This window comes from Lysobacter sp. Root76, assembly GCF_001428685.1.
Classification (GTDB): domain Bacteria; phylum Pseudomonadota; class Gammaproteobacteria; order Xanthomonadales; family Xanthomonadaceae; genus Lysobacter.
In genome coordinates this window covers 1,114,532-1,135,822 of sequence record NZ_LMIK01000001.1, presented here as the reverse complement: position 1 = coordinate 1,135,822, position 21,291 = coordinate 1,114,532, and the positions used below count along the sequence as shown (strand labels likewise).

The following is a 21,291-nucleotide window of genomic DNA, read 5'->3' as shown; positions in this document are numbered from 1 at the left end:
GTCCTGGTACGCCGGCAGAGCGATGGCGATCAGGATGCCGAGGATCGCGATCACGATCATCAGTTCGATCAGGGTGAAGCCTTGCTGGTTGTTCTTCATGGTGTAGTCCCCTTTGGCGAGTTCACGTGTCCGCGGCTCGGAGTGCGGCGGCAGCCGTGCGGAGTGCACGTGCCTAGGGAAATGCTACGCATAAAGTATGCCAATTCAGCCTTTTAACAAGTCTCAGGACGGTACCTTGCGTACCTGCGCCGTGTGGAAGGAGGGAGGGGTTGGCGCTGAGGTCGGCAGGCGCGCTGGGCTTGTGTGGCACACAAACTAAAGACCCCGGCAAGCCGGGGTCCTGAGGTCACAAAAACGAAACCCCGGCGAACCGGGGTTTCGTGTGCAGCGCTTACGGAGACGCTTAGCGGCACTCGGCCGGGATCTGCGAGTCCGGAGCGTTCGAGGTGCAGGTCCACTCGATGCGGCCCGAACCGGCCGGCATAGCCGGGGTCAGGGTGTGCGTGGCAGCGGTGGTGGCGCCGGTGCTCTGGGTGGTCATGCTGATGACGCCGTTGGCGCCCACTGCGACGTTGGCGCAGTAGNGCCGGGGTCAGGGTGTGCGTGGCAGCGGTGGTGGCGCCGGTGCTCTGGGTGGTCATGCTGATGACGCCGTTGGCGCCCACTGCGACGTTGGCGCAGTAGTCGCTAGCGGTGAAGTTGTAGCCGGTGTTGGTCGAGGTGACCAGGCTCAGCGAACCACGGTCCTGAGCGGTTTCGGACACGGCCAGCTTGGCGGCGGCGGCGACGTTCAGGCACTCGGTGTTCTTGGTGCGGATCGTGTAGTCCTGGTACGCCGGCAGAGCGATGGCGATCAGGATGCCGAGGATCGCGATCACGATCATCAGTTCGATCAGGGTGAAGCCTTGCTGGTTGTTCTTCATNGTCCTGGTACGCCGGCAGAGCGATGGCGATCAGGATGCCGAGGATCGCGATCACGATCATCAGTTCGATCAGGGTGAAGCCTTGCTGGTTGTTCTTCATTGTATTTCCCCTAGGAGTGGTGAACTTCACGTGCCTGCTGGCCCGGCTTTGCGGTCCTTCGGCTGCCGTGCGGAACTGCACGTGCGCTAAAAGCATACGCATAACCCATGCCAATAGCGGCCATCGCCGATCCGAAATTCCAAACTGGCAAGCCGATCACGCTAACCGGGGCGGGCCTCAAAAAAGGGTGACGCGAATTGTCAGTCGCGGCAATTCGATGTGACGTTTTGCGTCACATCGCGCTTCGGCGAGCCGCTAATGGGCGCGCTGCGCGCGGCACGGGCGCCCCCGGTAGAGAGGGTGCGGCAGCGGTGACGGCGATCCCAGCTCGGCCGCTCGCCGCGTCGCAGGTGCGGGGCGAAATGCATACTAAGCGTGTAGCGCGAGCGCGGGAGACATCCCTGCCGAGCCGTGCATGCATAAGCTGGGGGCTTGGGTGATCCGTGAAATCCTGATGATCGTGTTTGTGGCCTGCTCGACCCTGGGCAGCCAGTTGTTGATCAAGCGTTCGTTGCTGCATCTGGCCGCGAGCAGTCCCGACCTGAAGGGTTTCGAATGGCTGATGGCCGCCGTGCTGTCGCCGGGCGTGCTGACCGCGGTCGCGATCCAGGGCCTGGGCTTCGTGATCTGGGTAGTCGTGGTCAGCAAGGTCAAGCTCGGCATGGCCTTCGCGATCAATGGCGCGTCCTTCTATATATTGATGGCGGCAGTGAGCTGGTGGCTCTACGGCGAGCGCCTGACACCGGTGCAGTGGGGCGGGATCGTGCTGGTGTCGGCTGGCGTGTTGATGCTGTCGAGCATGGGGCAGAACGCCTGAGCCCCGAACCCATGTCTGACCTGCTCCATTCCTTCGTGGTCCCGGCTTACGGCCGTTCTCCGCACCTGCGCGATTGCCTGGAGTCGCTGCGGCGCCAGAGCCTGCCCTCGCGTCTGTTCATCGCCACCTCCACGCCCTACGACGGCCTGGCCGAAGTCGCGCGCGAATACGGCGCCACGCTGGCCGTGCATGCGCCCAACGCCGGGATCGGCCGCGATTGGAACCATGCCCTGGCCCAGGCCGACACGCCGTGGCTTACGGTGGCGCACCAGGACGATATCTATCTGCCCGAGTTCACCCGCCGCACGCTGGACGCTGCCGCGGCGCGACCGGATGCGGCGCTGCTGTTCACGGGCTATGCCGAATTGCTGGCCGACAGCGATGCGGTCCGCGACGCCACCGCGATGCTGCGGATCAAGCGCCTGCTACTGGAACTGGCGTTCCTGGGACGCGACGCCGTCGCCCGGCCGGGCGCGAAGCTGCGTGCCCTGCGCTTCGGCTGCCCGATCCCGTGCCCCTCGGTGACCCTGGCCCGGCGCTCGCCGCCGTTCCGCTTCCGCGAAGACCTGCGCGTCAATCTGGACTGGGACGCCTGGGTGCGTTACGCGCGGGAGCCCGGCGCGTTCGTGTACATTCGCGAGTCGTTGATGCTGCATCGCATCCATCCGGGTAGCGAGACCAGCGCGGGCGTGCGCGACGGGGTGCGCGCGGCGGAGGACCAGATGATGTTCGATTCCCTGTGGCCGAAGCCCATCGCGCGCACGCTCGCGCGGGCCTACCGGCTGTCCTACGCGGGCGCGGAGCGATGAGCCAGGTCGCCGACCGGATCGGCCTGAATGCGCTGCCGCAGGCGCTGGCCGAGGACGCGCCGCGGATCGCGGTGGTCGTGCCTTGCCACCGCGTCCGCCAGCACATCCTGGAAGTGATCGACGACGTGCCGGCCGTGGTCTGGCGCATCTACGTGGTCGACGACGCCTGCCCCGAACAGTCCGGCCGCTACGTCGAACAGGAATGCCGCGATCCGCGCGTGCAGGTGCTGTTCAACGAGGTCAACCTGGGCGTCGGCGGCGCGGTGATGGCCGGCTACCAGCGTGCGGTCGCCGACGGCGCCGACGTGGTGGTGAAGATGGACGGCGACGGCCAGATGGCCGGTGCGGCGCTGCCGCAGCTAGTCGGGCCGATCCTGCGCGGCGACGCCGACTACACCAAGGGCAATCGCTTCTACGACCTGGCCCAGATCGGGCGCATGCCGAGGCTGCGGATCTTCGGCAACGCCATGCTGTCGTTCATGACCAAGATCTCGTCCGGCTACTGGGACGTGTTCGACCCGACCAACGGCTACACCGCGATCCACGCCAAGGTCGTGGCCAAGTTGCCGCTGCACAAGATCAGCCGGCGCTATTTCTTCGAGACCGACATGCTGTTCCGGCTCAACATCGTCCGCGCCGTGGTCGTGGACGTGCCGATGGACGCGCGCTACGGCGCCGAGACCAGCAACCTGCGCATCTCCAAGATCTTGTTCGACTTCCTGTTCAAGCACCTGCGCAATACCTTCAAGCGGGTGTTCTACAACTATTTCCTGCGCGATCTGTCGCTGGCTTCGATCGAACTCGCGTTCGGCGCGCTGTTCATGCTGGTCGGCACCGCGCTCGGCGCCAAGTTCTGGTTCGACTCCTACCTGACCGGCGTCACCGCCTCGGCCGGTAGCGTCATGCTCGCGGCGCTGCAGGTGATCGTGGGCATCCAGCTGGTGCTGGGGTTCCTGGCCTACGACATCGCCTCGGTGCCCAAGCGCACCCTGCATCCCTTGTTGCCGTCAGACGAGGAATGAATGAGCGGCGAATTCGACCAGCGCTACACGGCCTACCAGACCGATCGCAGCGCGCTGCGGCGCCTGGTCCGACGCGTCTACCTGCGCAGCGCGGCCGCGCAGTTGCAGGGGCCGACCTTGGATTTCGGTTGCGGCGTCGGCGAACTGCTGGAGCGCCTGCCGGCCGGATCCAAGGGCCTGGAGTACAACCGCGCCACCGTCGCCCATTGCCGTTCGCGCGGACTGGACGTGGACTGGTACGACGGCTACGCCGACGACTGGGGCCTGACGCCGCTGCGCGGCCAGCGCTACCAGTCGATGGTGATCAGCCACGTGCTGGAGCACTTCATCGGCCCCGAGGCGATCCTGTCGAGGTTGTTGCGTTCGGCGGGGGATCTCGGTGTGCGGCGCGTACTGGCGATCGTGCCCGGCCGCGCCGGTTACCGCATCGACGACACCCACCGCACCTTCGTCGATCGCGCGATGCTGGCCGATCCGGCGATCGTCGCCGGCAGCGGCTTCGCGCTGCAGCGCGCACGCTATTTCCCGGGCGATGTCCGCAAGATCGGCGACTGGTTCCCGCACCACGAACTGCAGGCGCTGTTCGTCCGTCGCGATTGAATGCGCCGCGCCAGCGCGCGGCGGCGGGGCTCAGTCGATCCCGAGCTTCTTGAGCTTGTAGCGCAGCGCGCGGAAGGTGATGCCCAGCGCCGCGGCGGTGCGGGTCTTGTTGTAGCGGTTTTCCTGCAAGGCCTGCTGGATCGCGGCGCGTTCGATTTCCTCGATGTACGAGGGCAGGGCGCTGGTCGAGGTGTCGCGCGGGTTGAGCGTGCGCGGGTCGGCGCCCGCGGGCGCGGCGGCCGCAGCCGCGGGGGCGCCGGCGACCGGCGCCGGGGCCTGGGTCGACAGGCGCGGCAGGCGCAGGTCGCTGGCGTTGAGCAGTTCGCCTTCGGCCAGGGCCAGGGCGCGTTCGAGGATGTTCTCCAGCTCGCGCACGTTGCCCGGGAAGGCGTAGGCGCGCAGCGCTTCGAGGGCGTCGTCGCCCAGGCGCGGGATCGGGCGGCCCTGGGCGTTGGCGAGGCGCTCGAGCACCTTGCTGGCCAGGCCGGGCAGGTCGTCCAGGCGCTCGCGCAGCGGCGGCACGCGCAGCTCGATCACGTTGATGCGGTAGTACAGGTCCTGGCGGAAGCGGCCGTCGGCGACCAGTGCGGCCAGGTCCTTGTGGGTGGCTGAGAGGATGCGCACGTCGACCACGACTTCGGCCTGGGCGCCGACCGGGCGGATCGACTTCTCCTGGATCGCGCGCAGCAGCTTGACCTGCATCGGCAACGGCAGCTCGGCGACTTCGTCCAGGAACAGGGTGCCGCCGTCGGCGGCCTGGAACAGGCCGGGCTTGTCGGCGTGGGCGCCGGTGAAGCTGCCCTTCTTGTGGCCGAAGAACTCGCTTTCCATCAGCTCGGCCGGGATCGCGCCGCAGTTGACCGGCACGAACGGGCCGCTGGCGCGGCCGCCCTCGGCGTGGATGGTGCGGGCGACCAGCTCCTTGCCCACGCCGGACTCGCCGGCGATGTAGACGGGGGCCTGGCTGCGCGCGACCTTGCCGATGGTCTGGCGCAGTTTCGCCATCGCCGGCGACTCGCCGTACAGGCGCGAGGCCACGGTCTCGGCGGTGCTGCGGCGGCCCTCGTTCAGTTCCAGGGCGTGCCGGACCAGGTCGCGCAGCACGGTCAGCTCGACCGGCTTGGCGACGAAATCGAAGGCGCCGGCCTTGAGCGCCTCGACCGCGGCTTCGACGTTGCCGAAGGCGGTGATCATGGCGACGGGGGTGTCCGGATGCTTGTGGCTGATCTCGGCGATCAACTCCAGGCCCGAGCCGTCGGGCAGGCGCATGTCGGTCAGGCACAGATCGTAGCGATTGCGGGACAGCTGGCTGCGCGCCTCCGAAACGCTGGAGGCGGTGTCGCAACGCAGGCCCATGCGGCCCAAGGTCATGACCAGCAACTCGCGAATATCGCGCTCGTCGTCGATCACCAGTGCACTACGAGTTTCAGCCATTGCGTCCTCCGCCCGACACGATAGCTTAAGGGTGCGTCACGGCCAAGCCGGAAGCGTGCTCCAGATCACGCCGGGAGCATGGCATTGGTGCCTGAGAGGTGGATCCGGAAGCAGCCGCCGCCGCCGGGCATGGGTACGTAGTCGAGCGAGGCCTGGTTGGCCCGGCACAGTTCCCGGGCGATATACAGCCCCAATCCGGTGCCATGGCTGGAGGTGGTGAAGAACGGCCGGAACAGCCGCGCGGCCACCGATTCGGGGATGCCGGGGCCGCGGTCGAGCACGTCGATCACCGGCACCGCGTTCGCGTCCAGGTACGCATGCACGGTCACCCGCGCCGGTTCGCCGGGCATGCGGCCGTAGGTCAGGGCGTTGTGCACCAGCACGGTCAGGGCCTGATGCAGCTGGCGCGGGTCGACCAGGGCCGCGATCCGCGGCTGGGTCGAGGTCGCGCGCAGGCTGTCGAGTTCGATCGGGTGGCTGCTGTTGTATTCGTCGACGAACTGGCGGTTGAAGCCGACCAGCTCCACATGCTCGGGCTTGGCCGGTTCGCGCCGGGCCATGCCGAGCACGTTCTCGACGATGCCGTTCATGCGCGTGCCCTGCTGGCGCACGATCTCGAGCAGGCGGCGGTCGGCCACCGCGATGTCGCGCGACTCCTCCAGCAGTTGCACGGCATAGCTGATCGCCGCCAGCGGGTTGCGGATTTCGTGGGCCAGGCTGGCCGAGAACCGGCCCAGCGCGGCCAGGGTGATCGATTCGGCGCGGCGCGAGACCAGCGAGGTGTCGTCGAGGAAGATCAGGGTCTGGTCGCTGCCGGCGAGCAGGCGGGTGAAGCGCGGCACCACCTCGGGCTGGTCGGCCGCCATTTGCAGCGGGGTCTCGTCGGGGATGGCGTCGGCGCGCCAGCGGCCGAGCCGGCGCGCCAGCTCCGGGGACGCGATCGCCAGGTTGCGGTGACTGTGCTCGGAGTGCTCGCCGGGGTCGCCCAGCAGCAGCATCGCGGCCTCGTTGGCCAGGCGCAGGCGGCCTTCGCCGTCCACCAGCAGCACGCCGGTGCGCATGCGGCGGATGATCAGCTCGTTGATTTCGGCGTAATTGGCGGCTTCGGCGCCGCGGCGTTCGGCCAGGTCCGAGCTGGCGCGCATCTCGCGCCCGAGCAGGCTGGTCAGGGTGGCGATGGCCATGAAGCCCAGGGCGAACATCGCCGGCTCGCCGACCACGCGTTCGCTGCCGCCGGCGTACTCGCTGAGCGCGTATTCGCCCAGGATCAGGGCCACCGCGACTGCGGCCATGCCCAGCCCGTAGCGCATGCGCAGCAGCAGCGCCGCCGCGCCGACGTTGAACACCAGCATCAGGGCGATGCCGGTGCCGGCCGCGGGCAGGGCGTGCAGGGCCAGGATGCCGGCCGCCAGGTCGACGATGATGCCGATCAGGGCCTGGGTGTGGAGGTCGCCGCGGCGGCCGGACACGAACAGCAGCATCGCCGCGAGCATGTAGCCCAGGACCACGCCGCGGGCCAGCAGGGGCAGGGTCGGGGCGCGGATCAGGACCTGGGCCGGTCCGAACACCAGCAGCGCCAGCAGGGCGGCTTCCAGCAGCCGGTACAGGGTGAAGAAGTACAGCTCGCGGCGCAGCGCGTGGTCGGCATCGGTGGCGGCGACGGGGGCGAGACCTGACGGCAAGCGGCTGTCCCTGTTCGGACCTGGATGGCACCGAGTATGCGCGAAAGTGCACGGATCGCCCACGCGCCGGGGCCTCGCGCCGGCCGGCAGCGGGTCGCGCCGGGAGCGCTCCGGGGCCGGCGCGGCGGGCTTTGCCGGGTCTGGCCGGGCGGGCCGCGGCCGGGGCCGGTTTTGCTCGCCCAGCCGCGATGGGCGACAATGCGGCCCCCTCGCGCTGGCCCGTCCAACGGTCCGCTGTTCGCGCGGGACGTCTTTCACTCCCCTCGGTGACGCATGAATTTTCACGAATATCAGGCAAAGCAGCTGTTTGCCGACTACGGCATTGCAGTGCCGGCCGGGCGCGTCGCGCGCACGCCGGATGAGGCCGTTGCGGCCGCGAAGGCCATCCCCGGCGACCTTTGGGTGGTCAAGGCCCAGATCCACGCCGGTGGCCGCGGCAAGGCCGGCGGCGTCAAGCTGGCCAAGAGCTATGACGAAGTGAAGCAGTACGCCACCGCCATGCTCGGCACCAAGATGGAGACCTACCAGTCCGCCGGCGTCGCCCTGCCGATCGACACGGTGCTGATCTCCGAAGGCACCGACATCGCCAAGGAGCTGTACCTGTCGGTGTTGGTCGACCGCTCCACCAAGTCGATCACCTTCATCGCCTCCGCCGAAGGCGGCGTCGAGATCGAGAAGGTCGCGGCCGAGACGCCGGACCTGATCAAGACCCTGCACGTGAACTACATCCAGGGCCTGCAGCCCTACCAGTGCCGCGATCTGGGCTTCGACCTGGGCCTGAACGCCAAGCAGGTCGGCCAGCTGACCAAGATCATGCTGGGCCTGTACAAGCTGTTCAACGAGAAGGACCTGGCGCTGGTCGAACTGAACCCGCTGGCCATCCTCACCAACGGCGACCTCGCCGTGCTCGACGGCAAGATCAACAGCGACGACAACGCCACGTTCCGTCACAAGGACCTGGCCGCGATGCGCGACATCCGCCAGGAAGACGAGACCGAGGTGCTGGCCAGCCAGCACGACCTCAACTACGTCACCATGGACGGCAACATCGGCTGCATGGTCAACGGCGCCGGTCTGGCGATGGCGACCATGGACGTGATCGCGCTCAACGGCGGTTCGCCGGCCAACTTCCTCGACGTCGGCGGCGGCGCCACCAAGGAACGCGTGACCGAGGCGTTCAAGCTGATCCTCAGCTCGGACAAGGTCAAGGCGATCTTCGTCAACATCTTCGGCGGCATCGTCCGCTGCGACATGATCGCCGACGGCATCATCGCCGCGGTCAAGGAAGTCGACGTCAAGGTGCCGGTGATCGTGCGCCTGGAAGGCACCAACGTCGAAGCCGGCAAGGAACTGCTGAAGAATTCGGGTCTGGCCATTACCCCGGCGGACGACATCAACGACGGCGCGAAGAAGGCGGTTGCCGCCGTCGCCGGCAAGTAAGGGGCCAATGACATGTCCGTTTTGATCAACAAGAACACCAAGGTCATCGTCCAGGGCTTCACCGGTACCCAGGGCAGCTTCCACGCCGAGCAGATGCTCGATTACGGCACCAAGGTCGTCGGTGGCGTGACCCCGGGCAAGGGCGGCACCCAGCACCTGGGCCTGCCGGTCTTCAACACCGTGCGCGACGCGGTCGCCGAAACCGGCGCCGACGCGTCGGTGATCTACGTGCCGCCGCCGTTCGCGGCCGACGCGATCCTGGAAGCGGCCGAGGCCGGCATCAAGGTCATCGTCTGCATCACCGAAGGCATCCCGGTGCTGGACATGCTGCGGGTCAAGAACACCCTTGCCGGCTACCCGGACGCGGTCCTGATCGGTCCGAACTGCCCGGGCGTGATCACGCCGGGCGAGTGCAAGATCGGCATCATGCCGGGCCACATCCACCTGCCGGGCAAGATCGGCATCGTCTCGCGTTCGGGCACGCTCACGTACGAAGCCGTCAAGCAGACCACCGACGCCGGCCTCGGCCAGTCGACCTGCATCGGCATCGGCGGCGACCCGATCAACGGCACCAACTTCATCGACGCGCTGAAGCTGTTCCAGGAAGATCCGCAGACCGAGGGCATCATCATGGTCGGCGAAATCGGCGGTTCGGCCGAGGAAGAAGCGTCCGAGTACATCGCCAAGCACGTGACCAAGCCGGTGGTCGGCTTCATCGCCGGCGCCTCGGCTCCGGCCGGCAAGCGCATGGGCCACGCCGGCGCGATCGCGTCCGGTGGCCAGGGCACGGCCGCGGGCAAGTTCGCGGCGATGGAAAAGGCCGGCATCACCACGGTCAAGTCGCCGGGCGACCTGGGTGCGGCGATCGCGAAGCGTCTGGCGAAGTAAGCCGGGACGCTACGCTGTTGTGGAAAGGCCGCCTTCGGGCGGCCTTTTCGCTTTCTGGGGGTGTGTCGGCGGGCGGCCCTCACCCCAACCCCTCTCCCGCGAGCGGGAGAGGGGCTCAGGGCGCTGGGCTTGGTTTTAGCGCATCGTCTGCCGCGCGCGCGCGCCGCCTTCCCGAAATCCCACCCACCGCTGCGGCTTAGCCCCTCTCCCGCTCGCGGGAGAGGGGTTGGGGTGAGGGTCGGCTTCTAGCGCATCGTCTGCCGTACATGCGCGCCGGCTTCCCGAAGCCCCCACCTATCGCTGCAGCTTAGCCCCTCTCCCGCTCGCGGGAGAGGGGTTGGGGTGAGGGTTGGCTTCTAGCGCATCGTCTGCTGTACATGCGCGTCGCCTTCCCAAATTCCTACCCACCGCTGCGGCTTAGCCCCTCTCCCGTTCGCGGGAGAGGGGTTGGGGTGAGGGCGGCCCTTTCCGATACAGCCCCAGCCCGCAAACCAAGAAGCTGTAACCCCAACCAGCCCCAAGGAGCGCAAGGATGCGCCCAGACCAGAAACGCGACTGCGCACGCCGCCTGCGCCGGAGCATGACCGACGCCGAGCATCGCCTGTGGTTCCATCTGCGCAACCGGGCGCTGATGGGCTGCAAGTTCCGCCGCCAGCACCCGGTCGGCCCCTACGTCGCCGATTTCGCCTGCATCGAACGCAGCGTGGTCGTCGAAGTCGATGGCGGCCTACACGCGGATTCCGGCGCCGACCCGGGGCGGACCCGCTTCCTCGCCGCCTGCGGCTACCGTGTCCTCAGATTCTGGAACAATGACGTCCTGGCGCGGACCGATGCGGTGCTGGAGCAGATCCACGCCGCTTTGAGCCACGCCGCTTTGAGCCGCGACGCCGTGAGCCCGCGCTGACCTTCCTGCCGACCGAGCCCCCATGTCCCAGATTCTCCGCATCGCCCTGGCCCAATTCGACTTTCCGGTCGGCGCCGTCGAGCGCAACGCCGAACGCATCGCGCAGATGATCGCGCAGGCGCGCGACGAGCATCGCGCCGACGTGGTGCTGTTCCCGGAACTGGCGATCAGCGGCTATCCGCCCGAAGACCTGCTGCTGCGCCCGAGCTTCCTGGCCGACTGCGAGGCCGCCTTGTTGCGCATCGCCGCCACCACCAACGGCATCACCGCCGTGATCGGCTGGCCGCAGGCGGCCGGTGCGGTGGTCTACAACGCCGCCAGCGTGCTGCGCGACGGACGCGTCCACGCCACCTACCGCAAGCGCGAGTTGCCCAACTACGCGGTGTTCGACGAGCGCCGGTACTTCGATGTCGACCCCGACGGCGAAAGCTGCGTATTCGAGGTCAAGGGCGTGCCGGTCGGGCTGGTGATCTGCGAGGACCTGTGGTTCCCCGAGCCGCTGGCCGCGACCGCCGCGGCCGGCGCCGAACTGGTGCTGGTGCCCAACGCTTCGCCGTTCGAGCGCGACAAGCACGCCCAGCGCGATGCCCTGATCGCCCAGCGCGTGCGCGAAAGCGGTTGCGCGCTGGCCTATCTCAACGTGGTCGGCGGCCAGGACGCGCTGGTGTTCGACGGCGCCTCGGTGCTCGCCGACGGCGGCGGACGCGTGCACAACGCTGCGCGCGCGTTCGAGGACCACTGGCTGGTCGCCGACTACGACGCCGCCACGCGCGCGTTCGCGCCGGTGGCCTGGCCGGAAGAGGGCGACGACGGCCGCGATTCCCTGGCCTGGCGCGCGGTGGTGCGCGGCACCCGCGACTACTGCCGCAAGAACGGCTTCGACTCGGTCTGGCTGGGCCTGTCCGGCGGCATCGACTCCTCGCTGGTGCTGGCGATCGCGGTCGACGCATTGGGCGCCGACAAGGTCACCGCGGTGCGCATGCCTTCGCGCTACACCGCCGGCCTGTCCAACGATCTCGCCGCCGAGCAGTGCCGGGCGCAGGGCGTACGCCTGATCGCGCTGCCGATCGAGAAGCCGTTCCAGGGCTATCTGGATGCCCTGGCCGAGGTATTCGCCGGCAAACCGGTCGATGTGACCGAGGAAAACCTGCAGTCGCGCACCCGCGGCGCGCTGCTGATGGCGCTGAGCAACAAGTTCGGCGGGCTGCTGCTGACCACCGGCAACAAGAGCGAGTACGCGGTCGGCTACGCCACCATCTACGGCGACATGTGCGGCGGATACGCGCCGATCAAGGATCTGTACAAGACCGAGATCTACGACCTGGCGCGCTGGCGCAATGCGGTCGCCGGCGAGCCGCTGATTCCGCCGGGCGTGATCGACCGTCCGCCCTCGGCCGAATTGCGCGACAACCAGAAGGATCAGGACTCGCTGCCGCCTTACGACGTGCTCGACGCGATCCTGCTGCGCCACGTCGACCAGGAGCAGTCGCGCGACGAGATCGTCGCCGCGGGTTTCGCCGCCGACACCGTCGATCGGGTGCTGCGTCTGGTGCGGATCAGCGAGTGGAAGCGGCACCAGGCCGCGCCCGGGCCCAAGGTCTCGCACCGCGCCTTCGGCCGCGAGCGCCGTTATCCGATCAGCAGCGGCTACCGCGGCTGAGACGCGGTCGGCGCAAACGCCTTAGCATTCCTGCTTTCCCCCCTGGCTCTCCCTACAGGATTCCGCCCATGTCCCGACAGATCGTCCACACCGACAAGGCTCCCGCCGCGATCGGCCCGTACTCGCAGGCCGTGCGCGTCGGCGACACCGTCTATCTCTCCGGCCAGATTCCGCTGGACCCGGCCACCGGCCTGGTCATCGAAGGCGACATCGAGGCGCAGGCGCACCGCGCCTTCAGCAACCTCAAGGCCGTCTGCGAAGCCGCCGGCGGTTCGCTCGAGAACGTCGTCCGCCTGGGCCTGTTCCTCACCGACCTGGGGCACTTCGGCCAGGTCAATGCGGTGATGGGCGAGTACTTCAACGCGCCGTACCCCGCGCGTTCGACCGTGCAGGTCTCGGCGCTGCCGCGCGGCGTCGGCTTCGAGGTCGACGCGATCATGGTGCTCGACTGAGCGACCGCCGCCGCGCCGCGCTCAGGCGGGCGGCAGCGCTTTGCGCGGCATCGCTTCGTCCAGCAGCCGCTCGCGCGCCTCGCGCGGCGTGCTGCCGGTCAGGCGCTTGAACGCGCGACGGAATTCGCGCGGGTCCTTGTAGCCGATCGCCGCGGCGACGCCGGCGATCGGCCGTTCGCGGTCGCGCAACAGCGCATAGGCCTGATCGATCCGTAGCCGGTCGTGCAGCGCGTTGTAACGCGTGCCCTCGGCGCTGAGCTGGCGGCGCAGGGTGCGCTCGCTGACGTGCAACTGCGCGGCGATGTCGGCCAGCTTGGGGTCGCTCGCCAGTTGCGCGCGCAGCAGGCGCTCGACCGCGGCGGTGGTTTCGCCGGGGGACTGGGTCGCCGGCATCTGTGCGCGCAGCAGCTCCAGCACCTGGCGTGCCGCGATCGGGTTGTGGGTGCTCAGCGGATGCGCCAGCCAGCGCTCGTCCAGCACCAAGCGGTCCTGCGGCTGGTCGAACGCGACCGGGCATTCGAACACCTGGGCGTAGCGCTCGGCGTAGTCGGGCGCCGGATAGTTGAACTCCAGGCGCAGCGGCCGTAGCTCCGCGCCGACCAGTCCGCGCGCCAAGGCCAGGCAGCTGGCGAAGAACTCCTCGCAGACGAAGCGATGGATCGCCGGGATCGCCACGATCATCTCGCCGGCCAGGGCGATCTCGCCCGGTGCGGCCGCGCTTTCGACGAAGCGCATCAGGCTGCCGACCACGGGCGTGAAGCGCAGGCCCAGCGCGATCGCCTCGCCGAAGGTGGCGGCGGTGGTCATCGCCAGGCCGAGCAGGCCGAAGTTGCCGACGTTCTGCTGCGCCCCCAGGTCCAGGCCGATCGACGGCGGCAGCACCCGCAGCGCGCGTTCGACCACGATCGCGGTCTGGCGGTCGGGCAGGCGCACGCCGGGGTCGTCGATCTGGGCGCGGCTGAGGCCGGTGCCCTGCAGCCAGTCGGCGCTGGACACGCCGAGTTCCTCCGCGCTGCGGAACAGCCCCCACAGCAGATTCGGCGACATCAGGGCGATGTCGGCGCGCGGCGTCTCCTGGATCCGATGCGGCATCGTTCTCGCAACTTGGCCGTTAATCCCCCCTTAGTGTGCCGCAACTGCCCTCACGCGTGCTCGCGACCGCGGCCGAGACTCGTGGATGGAGCGGCGGCGCCGGCATGGGGGATGCGGCGCAGCCCGAACGCAGCGGCGCGCGAGCGCGCCGGCCACGACCACACGGGGAGCGCAAGACTCGATGAGCAGACTGATCCTGGCATTGTCGATCGTGATCGTCCTGGCCGCCTGCGGCCGCGACGCCGGACCGGCGCACGTGCCCAGCGCACAGGTCGCGGCCGGCGATCCGGCCTTTGCCGACACCCTGCGCACCCGCCTGCTCGACGCCAAACCCGGCGACGTGATCGAAGTGCCGGCCGGCCGCTACAGCTTCGACCGCAGCCTCAGCCTGCGCGTGGACGGGGTGACCCTGCGCGGTGCGGGGCCGGACAAGTCGGTGTTGAGCTTCAAGGGCCAGAAGGCCGGCGCCGAAGGCCTGCTGGTCAACGCCAGCAACTTCACCATCGAGAACATCGCCATCGAGGACAGCAAGGGCGACGGCCTCAAGGTCAACGAAGGCGAGCACATCACCATCCGCAACGTGCGCGTGGAATGGACCGGCGGCCCCAGCACCAAGAACGGCGCCTACGGCCTGTACCCGGTCAAGACCCGCAACGTGCTGATCGAGAATTCGGTCGCGATCGGCGCTTCCGACGCCGGCATCTACGTCGGCCAGTCGCGCGACGTGATCGTGCGCAACAGCCGCGCCGAGTTCAACGTCGCCGGCATCGAGATCGAGAACACGATCAACGCCGACGTCTACGACAACGTCGCCACCAACAACACCGGCGGCATCCTGGTGTTCAACATGCCGGCGCTGTCGCAGCAGGGCGGGGCGATCCGGGTGTTCAAGAACAAGGTGTACAAGAACAACACCGCCAACTTCGGCGCAAAGGGCACGCCTGTGTCGAGCGTGCCGGCGGGCAGCGGCATGGTCGTCAACTCCAACGACGACGTCGAGATCTTCGGCAACGACATCAGCGACAACGCCACCGCCAACATCATCATCTCCAGCGTCTACTCCACCGGTTACAAGGACGAGCAGGCGGCCAAGGATTTCGACCCGTATCCGGAGCGCATCTCGGTCTACGGCAACCGCCTTTCCGGCGGCGGCGACGCGCCCGACGGCTTCGATCTCAAGGCCCTCAAGGTCGCCAGCTACGGCCTCAGCGGAAGCCTGCCCGACGTGCTCTGGGACGGTTACCGCAACCCCAAGCCGGCCAAGCCGGGCGATCCGCACCTGTGCCTGCGCGACGTGTCCGGCGTGCTCAACGCCGACGGTCCCGGCGGCTACAAGAATCCGAGCAAGGACATGGCGGGCTACGGCTGCACCCTGCCGAAGCTGCCGGCCATCGATCTCAAGCGCGGCTAAGCGATGACGGGATCGCGATCGCGCACCTGCTTGTTGTTGCTGCTGTTGTCGTGGCTGGCCGCCTGCGATCGCGCACCGGCGCCGGTGCGCTTCCACGCCCAGGGCCAGCCGGCCCTGCTCAGCGACTGGGGCGTGCTGCGCGTGGCCGACCACCATTTGCGTCTCAACGACGGCGTGGTGCCCTACGAACTCAACACGCCGCTGTTCAGCGACTACGCGCACAAGCTGCGCACGGTCTGGATGCCCAAGGGCGATGCGGCGCGCTATGTCGCCGACGGCGCTTTCGATTTCCCGGTCGGCACCGTGGTCAGCAAGACCTTCTACTACCCGCGCGTGCCCGGCGAGGCGGTCGATAGCGACGTGGTCGCGCGCAGCAACAGCGCCGATGGCGAGTTCCATGACGGCGCGCTGGACCTGGCGAAGGTGCGGCTGATCGAAACCCGGCTGCTGGTGCGCCGCCAGGAAGGCTGGGTTGCGCTGCCTTACGTCTGGAACGCCGAGCAGACCGAAGCCAGGCTGATGCGCGGCGGCGAACTGGTGGCGCTGAGCCTGCAGGCCGCCGACGGCAGCCGCGAAAGCGCGACCTACCAGGTGCCGGATCAGAACCAGTGCGGCGGCTGCCACGGCACCGACATCAAGAGCAAGACGCTGCAGCCGATCGGGCTGAAGGCGCGCCATCTCAATCGCGACTTCGACTACGCCGGCGGCCGCGCCAACCAGCTCGCCCATTGGCAGCAGCTGGGCTACCTGCGCGACGCACCGGCGCCGGACGCCGCGCCGCACGCGGCCGACTGGCGCGACAGCGCCCGCGCCAGCCTGGACGCGCGGGCGCGCGCCTACCTCGACATCAATTGCGGCCATTGCCACAGCCCCAAAGGACCGGGCAACACCTCGGGCCTGTGGCTGGACGCGGCGACCGACGAACCGCTGCGCCTGGGCCGCTGCAAGCTGCCGATCGCGGCGGGCAAGGGCACCGGCGACCGCCGCCACGACATCGTGCCGGGCGATCCGGATGGGTCGATCCTGGTCTACCGCATGGGCAGCGACGACCCGTCGGCGATGATGCCGGAGGTCGGCCGCAGCGTGGTGCATCGCGAAGGCGTGACGCTGATCCGGGAATGGATCGCGGCGCAGCAGGGAGATTGCGGCTAGCGCCCGGCGAGGGCGTGCGCTGCGTGGGGAGGGCGACGGGCGTGTTCGGGGGAACGCGTCGCCCATGTCGAAAACGAGCGTGAAGGAAGATCCCGATGCTCTTGCGTAAACACAAGCTGGTCACCGCGATCGCCGCACTCTGCGGCGGCGCCGTCCTCACCTTCGGCGCGCCCGCGCCGGCGCGCGCGCAGACCGCGCCCGAGCCGCAGCCGCGCGCCGAGGCCAAGGACCTCGACACCATCACCGTCACCGCGCAGAGCCGCGAGCAGGAACTGCAGGACGTGCCGATCGCGCTGCAGGTCGTGACCGAGCAGCTGATCGACGATGTCGCCGCCGAGGACCTGGGCGATATCGACAGCTTCGTGCCGGGACTGGTGGTCAACAGTCAGCAGCCGACCCAGCCCAGCTTCCAGTTGCGCGGCATCAGCACCGACGACTTCGGCATCGGCACCGATCCGGCGGTCGGCATCTACGTCGACGGCGTCTATGCCGGTCGCGGCGGCGGCGTGCTGCTGCCGTTCACCGACGTCGAGCGCATCGAAGTGCTGAAGGGCCCGCAGGGCACCTTGTTCGGCCGCAACACCGCCGCCGGCGCGGTATCGATCGTGACCCGTAAACCCGGCAGCGAAACCGAGGCGCGCGCGCGCCTGCGCCTGGGCAACGAAGGCAAGATCTACACCGACGCCATGGTCAACCTGCCCACCGGCGAGGACTCGGCGCTGCGCGTCAACGCGCTGTTCAACCACAGCGACGGCTGGATCCAGGACGCCAACACCGGCCGCGACCTGAACCCGGAGAACAACTGGGCCACGCGCGCCGCGTTCAAGCTCGGCCTGGGCGAGCGCACCAGCGCCCTGATCAGCTGGGACCACGAGAACCTCGACCAGCTCGGCCAGGCCACCACCGGCATCGTGCCGCTGCCGCCCGCACCGGGCCTGCCGACGCTGCCGGTGGACGAGGCCGGCTACCTCGATCCGCGCAAGATCCCGACCGCGGTCGATGTCGAAGGCAACGAAGAGTCGCGCCGTTTCGACGGCATCACCTTCATCCTCGACCACGGCTTCGACTGGGGTTCGTTGACCGCGACCACTTCCTGGCGCGACTACGATTCGGTCAACCGGGTCGAAGAGGACGGCACCGACCGCAAGTACCTCTACGTCGACTCGACCAACACCGAGAGCAACCGCAGCCTGTACCAGGAGTTCAAGTTCGCCGGCAGCACCGACCGCATCGACTGGGTCGCCGGCGCGAGCTACTTCGAGGAAGAGGCGCGCCAGACCAGCGAAGTCAACGCGATGACCGACTCGGTCGACACCATCGTCCACAATCTGGGCATGGCGCCGACGCCGACCGGTTACCTGTTCGGCTACGTCGATCAGCAGCTCGAAGCCTTCGGCATTCCTGTCCGTCTGCTCGGCCATCGCTGGAACGAGAAGTTCAACAACACGCTCGACACCAAGTCCTACGCGGTGTTCGGCGACGTGATCTGGCACGCCACCGATAAGCTCAACCTGACCTTCGGCCTGCGCTACACCCGCGACGAGAAGGAGTTCAGCTGGCGCAACGATCCGCGCTACGCGCCGACCCTGGACGCCGCGCTGGACCAGCTGGAGGCGATGGGTTTCTTCAGTCTGGCCGGCATTCCGCGCGAGGCCTTCGTTTTCGACGTCGCCTTCATCGACCCGCCGGCGCTGCTCAACAAGGGCGTGACCAACCGCACCAAGCGTGCCTGGACCGACTTGAGCCCGCGCTTCGTGGTCGACTACCACTTCAGCGACGACACCATGGCCTTCGCTTCCTTGGCCAAGGGCTACAAGGCCGGCGGCTTCAACTCGCTGCAGATCGGCAGCCGCTTCGACAACGAGGACGTCTGGAACCTGGAGGCCGGCATCAAGCAGGCCTTCCCCGACCAGCGCCTGCAGTTCAACGCCTCGGCCTACTACTACGTCTACGACAACCGCCAGGCGGTGCGTCTGGACACCACCACCAGCATCCCGCGTTTCGTGGTCGACACCTCCGATCTGGAGGCCTACGGCCTGGACTTCGACGCGCGCTGGCAGGCCACCGACGCGCTGGGCCTGGACTTCAACGCCTCGTACATCGATTCGACCTACAAGAACTACGTCACCCCCGAGGGCGTGGACCTGGGCGGCAAGCCCACCGGCGTGCCGCATTGGTCCTTCGCCGGCGGCTTGACCTACCAGTGGTACTTCCAGGACGCCGGCGATCTGCGCTTCTCGCTGCGTCATGCTTATCGCGGCAAGAACCGCTGCACCGCCGAATCGCAGTCGCAGGGCAGCTGCGGCATCAGCCCGGCGCTGGACCTGGGCGAGGCGCGCAACCGCACCGACCTGCGTCTGGCCTGGACCGCCAGCAGCGGCCATTGGGGCCTGGCGCTGTACGGCAACAACGTGTTCGACAATCAGTACATCAACGCGCTGGGCACCTACGGCATGGGCGTGCTCGGCACCGTCGGCGCGCGCGTGAGCGAACCGCGCACCTACGGTGTGGAGTTCAACGCGAAGTTCTGAGGGCGCCGCAGCCCGGCCGCGCGCCGGGCGACGACACCGGACCCCGACGCCGCGAGGCGCCGGGGTTTTGGTTTGCGCGCGTTACCGGCATGCTTAGCCGATGCCGAAGCGCAAGGGCGGGGCATCCGTCGATCTCCAATTGCTGCCGCTCTCCAGCCTGCCCGGGGTCGGCCCGCGCGTGGCCGAGAAACTCGCCGCGCGGGGTCTGACCACCCTGCAGGACCTGTGGCTGCAGCTGCCGCGTCAGTACGAGGACCGCACCTCGATCACCCCGATCCAGCTGTTGCAGCCGGGCGTGGCGGCGCAGGTCGAGGGCCGCGTCGAAGCGGTCGAGCGCGGCTTCCGTTATCGGCCGGTGCTGCGCGTGGCGATCGGCGACGACAGCCGCGGCACCCTGGTGCTGCGTTTCTTCCATTTCCGCGCCGCCCAGGTCGCGCAGTTCCGGGTCGGCGCACGCGTGCGCTGCTACGGCACGCCCAAGCCCGGGCAGATCGGGCTGGAGATCGTGCATCCCAGCTATCGCGTGCTCGACGATAACGACGGCAGCGCGCTCGGCGACCAGCTCGATCCGGTCTATCCCGCCGTCGAAGGCATCGGCCCGGTCTCGCTGCGCCGGCTGATCGGCCTGGCCCTGGACCGCCTGCCCGACGAGGACGCGCTGGAGCTGCTGCCGCACGAGCTGCGCGAGCGCCTGCAGCTGCCGACCCTGCGCGAGGCCCTGCTGACCGTACACCGGCCGCCGCAGGACGCCGACGTGGCCGCATTGATCTCCGGCACCCATCCCGCGCAGCGCCGGCTCGCGCTGGAGGAGTTGCTCGCGCATCACCTGAGCCTGCGCCGCCAGCGCATCGCCCAGCAGGCGCACAAGGCGCGTGCGCTGAAGGGGATGGTGCTGGCCGAGCGTCTGCGCAAGGCGCTGCCGTTCGCCCTGACCGGCGCCCAGCAGCGCGTGTTCGCGCAGATCCGTGCCGACCTCGCCAAGCCTTCGCCGATGCTGCGCCTGATCCAGGGCGACGTCGGCAGCGGCAAGACCGTGGTCGCGGCAATGGCGGCGATGATCGCCGTGCATGCCGGTCGCCAGGCCGCGCTGATGGCGCCGACCGAACTGCTGGCCGAGCAGCACCTCAACAATCTGCGCGCCTGGCTGGAACCGCTGGACGTGCGCGTGGCCTGGTTGGCCGGCAAGGTCACCGGCCGCGCCCGCGCCAAGGTGCTGGAGGAAGTCGCCAACGGACAGGCCCAGGTCGTGGTCGGCACCCATGCCTTGATGCAGGAGGGCGTGGCCTTCCGCGATCTGGCCCTGGCGATCGTCGACGAACAGCACCGCTTCGGCGTGCACCAGCGCCTGGCGCTGCGCGACAAGGGCGCCGGCGGCAGCGTCGGCGCCGACGCGATCGTGCCGCACCAACTGGTGATGACCGCGACGCCGATTCCGCGCACCCTGGCGATGGCGGCCTACGCCGACCTCGACGTCTCGGCGATCGACGAGCTGCCGCCCGGCCGCACGCCGGTGCAGACCGTGGCGCTCAGCGACGAGCGCCGGCCCGAGTTGGTGCAGCGTATCCGCAGCGCCTGCGCCGAGGGTCGCCAGGCGTATTGGGTCTGCACTTTGATCGACGACTCCGACGAGGTCGTGGCCCAGGCCGCGCAGACCACGTACGAGGAGCTGTCCCGGCAACTCACCGAGCTGCGCATCGGCCTGGTCCACGGCCGCATGAAGGCCAGCGAGAAGCAGGCGACGATGCGCGCATTCAAGGACGGCGCGGTCGATCTGCTGGTCGCGACCACCGTGATCGAAGTCGGCGTCGACGTGCCCAACGCCTCGCTGATGATCATCGAGAACGCCGAGCGCCTGGGCCTGGCGCAACTGCACCAGCTGCGCGGCCGGGTCGGCCGCGGCCGCGCGGCGTCGAGCTGCGTGCTGCTGTACCGCTCGCCCTTGTCGGGCCTGGCGCGGCAGCGCCTGGAGACCATGCGCCAGACTCACGACGGTTTCTTGATCGCCGAAAAGGACCTGGAACTGCGCGGTCCCGGCGAACTGCTGGGCACGCGCCAGACCGGTCTGGCCGGCTTCCGCGTCGCCGATCTCGCGCGCGACGCCGACCTGCTGCCGCTGGTGCAGGAGGTCGGCGAAAAACTGCTCGCGCAATCGCCCGAACTGGCCGAGCGCATCGTCGCCCGCTGGGTCGGCGGGGCGGTGCGGTACGCGTCGGCTTGATCGGGACGGGACGCGAGCGCGTGGTTGCGGGCTCGTTCCGGGCCCTCATTCGCCCTGCGGACGCCTTCCCCCGCAAGCGGGAGCAGGCAGGATCGCAGGCTTGAGGGTCTGAAGCCCTCTCCCTGGAGTATCGGTTAGGGGAAGCCCGGCCTGGCC

The 21,291-nt window shown here is 68.7% G+C and carries 19 protein-coding genes; 13 read left to right on the top strand and 6 right to left on the bottom strand.

Annotation, left to right across the window (positions count from 1 at the left end):
- From ASE10_RS19490 to ASE10_RS19985, 3 genes are all read right to left on the bottom strand, one after another.
- Nucleotides 1-99, bottom strand: a 99-nt coding sequence (locus ASE10_RS19490; RefSeq protein ID WP_157488344.1) for a prepilin-type N-terminal cleavage/methylation domain-containing protein, incomplete at its 3' end; no start/stop codon positions are given.
- Between the two features lie 486 nt (nucleotides 100-585).
- A partial coding sequence (locus tag ASE10_RS20700) for a prepilin-type N-terminal cleavage/methylation domain-containing protein (protein WP_157480909.1) occupies nucleotides 586-923 on the bottom strand: 338 nt, incomplete at its 3' end.
- Between the two features lies 1 nt (nucleotide 924).
- Nucleotides 925-1,023, bottom strand: a 99-nt coding sequence (locus ASE10_RS19985; protein WP_157488344.1) for a prepilin-type N-terminal cleavage/methylation domain-containing protein, incomplete at its 3' end; no start/stop codon positions are given.
- Between the two features lie 415 nt (nucleotides 1,024-1,438).
- On the opposite strand from ASE10_RS19985, the gene ASE10_RS20530 reads away from it, so the two are divergent.
- From ASE10_RS20530 to ASE10_RS04690, 4 genes are read left to right on the top strand one after another with little or no spacing between them, the layout of a single operon-like run.
- Nucleotides 1,439-1,840 carry a hypothetical protein gene (locus ASE10_RS20530; RefSeq protein ID WP_055903908.1) on the top strand — a complete coding sequence of 134 codons (402 nt, stop codon included), beginning with the start codon at nucleotides 1,439-1,441 and terminating at the stop codon, nucleotides 1,838-1,840.
- A gap of 11 nt (nucleotides 1,841-1,851) precedes the next feature.
- Nucleotides 1,852-2,649: a glycosyltransferase family A protein gene (locus tag ASE10_RS04700; RefSeq protein ID WP_056304956.1), complete on the top strand. Its 798-nt coding sequence runs from the start codon at nucleotides 1,852-1,854 to the stop codon at nucleotides 2,647-2,649.
- Nucleotides 2,646-3,671 carry a glycosyltransferase gene (locus tag ASE10_RS04695; protein ID WP_082559701.1) on the top strand — a complete coding sequence of 342 codons (1,026 nt, stop codon included), beginning with the start codon at nucleotides 2,646-2,648 and terminating at the stop codon, nucleotides 3,669-3,671. Before ASE10_RS04700 ends, ASE10_RS04695 begins: the two co-directional genes overlap by 4 nt.
- Nucleotides 3,672-4,271, top strand: a complete 600-nt coding sequence (locus tag ASE10_RS04690) for a class I SAM-dependent methyltransferase (RefSeq protein WP_056304957.1) — start codon at nucleotides 3,672-3,674, stop codon at nucleotides 4,269-4,271.
- Nucleotides 4,272-4,301: 30 nt separating this feature from the next.
- Here ASE10_RS04690 and ASE10_RS04685 read toward each other — a convergent pair whose 3' ends face one another.
- Together ASE10_RS04685 and ASE10_RS04680 are read right to left on the bottom strand one after the other, a co-directional pair.
- Nucleotides 4,302-5,705, bottom strand: a complete 1,404-nt coding sequence (locus tag ASE10_RS04685) for a sigma-54 dependent transcriptional regulator (RefSeq protein ID WP_056304958.1) — start codon at nucleotides 5,703-5,705, stop codon at nucleotides 4,302-4,304.
- A gap of 65 nt (nucleotides 5,706-5,770) precedes the next feature.
- Nucleotides 5,771-7,387, bottom strand: coding sequence for an ATP-binding protein (locus ASE10_RS04680; RefSeq protein WP_055903897.1), 1,617 nt, complete (start codon nucleotides 7,385-7,387; stop codon nucleotides 5,771-5,773).
- Nucleotides 7,388-7,660: 273 nt separating this feature from the next.
- On the opposite strand from ASE10_RS04680, the gene sucC reads away from it, so the two are divergent.
- The 5 genes from sucC to ASE10_RS04655 all read left to right on the top strand — a co-directional run bounded on the left by sucC (nucleotide 7,661) and on the right by ASE10_RS04655 (nucleotide 12,731).
- Nucleotides 7,661-8,827 carry an ADP-forming succinate--CoA ligase subunit beta gene (sucC, locus tag ASE10_RS04675; protein WP_055903894.1) on the top strand — a complete coding sequence of 389 codons (1,167 nt, stop codon included), beginning with the start codon at nucleotides 7,661-7,663 and terminating at the stop codon, nucleotides 8,825-8,827.
- Nucleotides 8,828-8,839: 12 nt separating this feature from the next.
- Complete coding sequence (gene sucD / locus ASE10_RS04670) at nucleotides 8,840-9,715, top strand: succinate--CoA ligase subunit alpha (RefSeq protein WP_055903891.1); 876 nt, start codon at nucleotides 8,840-8,842, stop codon at nucleotides 9,713-9,715.
- A gap of 532 nt (nucleotides 9,716-10,247) precedes the next feature.
- Nucleotides 10,248-10,619, top strand: a complete 372-nt coding sequence (locus ASE10_RS04665; protein ID WP_055903888.1) for a DUF559 domain-containing protein — start codon at nucleotides 10,248-10,250, stop codon at nucleotides 10,617-10,619.
- Nucleotides 10,620-10,641: 22 nt separating this feature from the next.
- Nucleotides 10,642-12,279, top strand: a complete 1,638-nt coding sequence (locus tag ASE10_RS04660) for an NAD+ synthase (RefSeq protein WP_055903885.1) — start codon at nucleotides 10,642-10,644, stop codon at nucleotides 12,277-12,279.
- A 68-nt stretch (nucleotides 12,280-12,347) separates the two neighbouring features.
- A complete protein-coding gene (locus ASE10_RS04655) occupies nucleotides 12,348-12,731 on the top strand; it encodes a RidA family protein (RefSeq protein ID WP_055903883.1) in 384 nt (127 codons plus the stop codon).
- 21 nt (nucleotides 12,732-12,752) lie between these two features.
- Here ASE10_RS04655 and ASE10_RS04650 read toward each other — a convergent pair whose 3' ends face one another.
- Nucleotides 12,753-13,823 (bottom strand): AraC family transcriptional regulator, encoded by a 1,071-nt coding sequence (locus ASE10_RS04650; protein WP_055903880.1) that lies wholly within the window; start codon nucleotides 13,821-13,823, stop codon nucleotides 12,753-12,755.
- 181 nt (nucleotides 13,824-14,004) lie between these two features.
- On the opposite strand from ASE10_RS04650, the gene ASE10_RS04645 reads away from it, so the two are divergent.
- From ASE10_RS04645 to recG, 4 genes are all read left to right on the top strand, one after another.
- Nucleotides 14,005-15,234: a parallel beta-helix domain-containing protein gene (locus tag ASE10_RS04645; RefSeq protein ID WP_055903877.1), complete on the top strand. Its 1,230-nt coding sequence runs from the start codon at nucleotides 14,005-14,007 to the stop codon at nucleotides 15,232-15,234.
- A 3-nt stretch (nucleotides 15,235-15,237) separates the two neighbouring features.
- Complete coding sequence (locus ASE10_RS04640) at nucleotides 15,238-16,386, top strand: SO2930 family diheme c-type cytochrome (protein WP_055903875.1); 1,149 nt, start codon at nucleotides 15,238-15,240, stop codon at nucleotides 16,384-16,386.
- 95 nt (nucleotides 16,387-16,481) lie between these two features.
- Nucleotides 16,482-18,917, top strand: a complete 2,436-nt coding sequence (locus ASE10_RS04635; protein WP_055903872.1) for a TonB-dependent receptor — start codon at nucleotides 16,482-16,484, stop codon at nucleotides 18,915-18,917.
- 100 nt (nucleotides 18,918-19,017) lie between these two features.
- Nucleotides 19,018-21,135: an ATP-dependent DNA helicase RecG gene (gene recG, locus ASE10_RS04630; RefSeq protein ID WP_055903869.1), complete on the top strand. Its 2,118-nt coding sequence runs from the start codon at nucleotides 19,018-19,020 to the stop codon at nucleotides 21,133-21,135.
- Nucleotides 21,136-21,291 lie beyond the last annotated feature (156 nt).

What these genes read in the sequence shown, in the direction of transcription:
- ASE10_RS20530 (WP_055903908.1), top strand. Translation starts at nt 1,439, where the DNA reads ATGCATAAGCTGGGGGCTTGGGTGATCCGTGAAATCCTGATGATCGTG.
- ASE10_RS04635 (WP_055903872.1), top strand. Translation starts at nt 16,482, where the DNA reads ATGCTCTTGCGTAAACACAAGCTGGTCACCGCGATCGCCGCACTCTGC.
- ASE10_RS04655 (WP_055903883.1), top strand. Translation starts at nt 12,348, where the DNA reads ATGTCCCGACAGATCGTCCACACCGACAAGGCTCCCGCCGCGATCGGC.
- recG (WP_055903869.1), top strand. Translation starts at nt 19,018, where the DNA reads ATGCCGAAGCGCAAGGGCGGGGCATCCGTCGATCTCCAATTGCTGCCG.
- ASE10_RS04660 (WP_055903885.1), top strand. Translation starts at nt 10,642, where the DNA reads ATGTCCCAGATTCTCCGCATCGCCCTGGCCCAATTCGACTTTCCGGTC.
- ASE10_RS04690 (WP_056304957.1), top strand. Translation starts at nt 3,672, where the DNA reads ATGAGCGGCGAATTCGACCAGCGCTACACGGCCTACCAGACCGATCGC.
- ASE10_RS04685 (WP_056304958.1), bottom strand. Translation starts at nt 5,705, where the DNA reads ATGGCTGAAACTCGTAGTGCACTGGTGATCGACGACGAGCGCGATATT.
- sucC (WP_055903894.1), top strand. Translation starts at nt 7,661, where the DNA reads ATGAATTTTCACGAATATCAGGCAAAGCAGCTGTTTGCCGACTACGGC.
- ASE10_RS04695 (WP_082559701.1), top strand. Translation starts at nt 2,646, where the DNA reads ATGAGCCAGGTCGCCGACCGGATCGGCCTGAATGCGCTGCCGCAGGCG.
- ASE10_RS04640 (WP_055903875.1), top strand. Translation starts at nt 15,238, where the DNA reads ATGACGGGATCGCGATCGCGCACCTGCTTGTTGTTGCTGCTGTTGTCG.
- ASE10_RS04665 (WP_055903888.1), top strand. Translation starts at nt 10,248, where the DNA reads ATGCGCCCAGACCAGAAACGCGACTGCGCACGCCGCCTGCGCCGGAGC.
- ASE10_RS04700 (WP_056304956.1), top strand. Translation starts at nt 1,852, where the DNA reads ATGTCTGACCTGCTCCATTCCTTCGTGGTCCCGGCTTACGGCCGTTCT.
- sucD (WP_055903891.1), top strand. Translation starts at nt 8,840, where the DNA reads ATGTCCGTTTTGATCAACAAGAACACCAAGGTCATCGTCCAGGGCTTC.
- ASE10_RS04650 (WP_055903880.1), bottom strand. Translation starts at nt 13,823, where the DNA reads ATGCCGCATCGGATCCAGGAGACGCCGCGCGCCGACATCGCCCTGATG.
- ASE10_RS04645 (WP_055903877.1), top strand. Translation starts at nt 14,005, where the DNA reads ATGAGCAGACTGATCCTGGCATTGTCGATCGTGATCGTCCTGGCCGCC.